Origin of the sequence: Streptomyces sp. SID5910 (assembly GCF_009862125.1) — a bacterium.
Lineage (GTDB): Bacteria > Actinomycetota > Actinomycetes > Streptomycetales > Streptomycetaceae > Streptomyces.
On the sequence record NZ_WWHX01000631.1, the window covers coordinates 1 to 814 of the forward strand.

The 814-nt window shown below is 65.1% G+C and carries 1 protein-coding gene; it reads right to left on the minus strand.

Annotated elements, in window-relative coordinates:
• Positions 1-255: 255 nt before the first annotated feature.
• Positions 256-814: DUF4839 domain-containing protein (locus GTW67_RS22130; RefSeq protein ID WP_161166550.1), on the minus strand; the 559-nt coding region annotated here is incomplete at its 5' end.

Consider the following 814-nt stretch of genomic DNA (forward strand, 5'->3'; position numbering starts at 1 on the left):
TCGTCGTCCCACTTCCAGTTCCGCTGGAAGTCCGGCAGTTGTAAGGAGCCCGAGGCGACATCCGCCAGAACGTCCTTGAGCTTCACGTTGTCGAGGGCTGCCATGTGACTCCACTCCCCGCCCTGTTTCCTGTACGCAGAGTGATTCCAGCAGCGCCCTGTGGTGACGGTCAAGCCGGTTCGCAGATGTACGAGCACCATCCTCATGCACCGGCCGATCAAGGAGGTCCTTCGCGTCCCTGGTGGGAAGGGTTGACTACCGGGTCTCCGTCGAGACCGGGGTGAGGTGGAAGAGGCACTGGACCGCGTTGAATTCGCCCACCTCGGCGACGAAGCGGAACTTGTCGCCTACGTCGACGGTGGTGGGGGTCTCCTCACCGGTCAGTTTCAGGTCGGAGATATCGACGTCCTCGTACTTGAAGGCCGGGCCGACCGTCGTCTGCGATCCCTTGTCGCCCGGGCCCAGGAGGAAGTCATAGCCGGTGGAGTTGCGCGCCATGTGCACGATCGAGCCGTTGAAGGCCACCCTCTGACCCTTGTGCCTGGTCGCGAAGTCCAGGTTTGTGTCATCGCATGTGTCTGCCTTCAGCAGCGCCGCGAACTCCGGGCTCTTCTCAGGCGTGATCACCTCGACGGCAGCCGACTCGACCGCGGTCGGAGCCGGTGTGGCGGAAGGCTTCTCGCTCGCGGCGGCCGCCGGCTTGGCCGCCTCGTCCTTCTTCTCGTCTCCGCCGCCGAGTGCGGTGGCAGTGCCGATGACGATGGCCAGGACCACGAGGCCACCGGCTGCCGCGCCGATCAGAGGCCACGGCAGC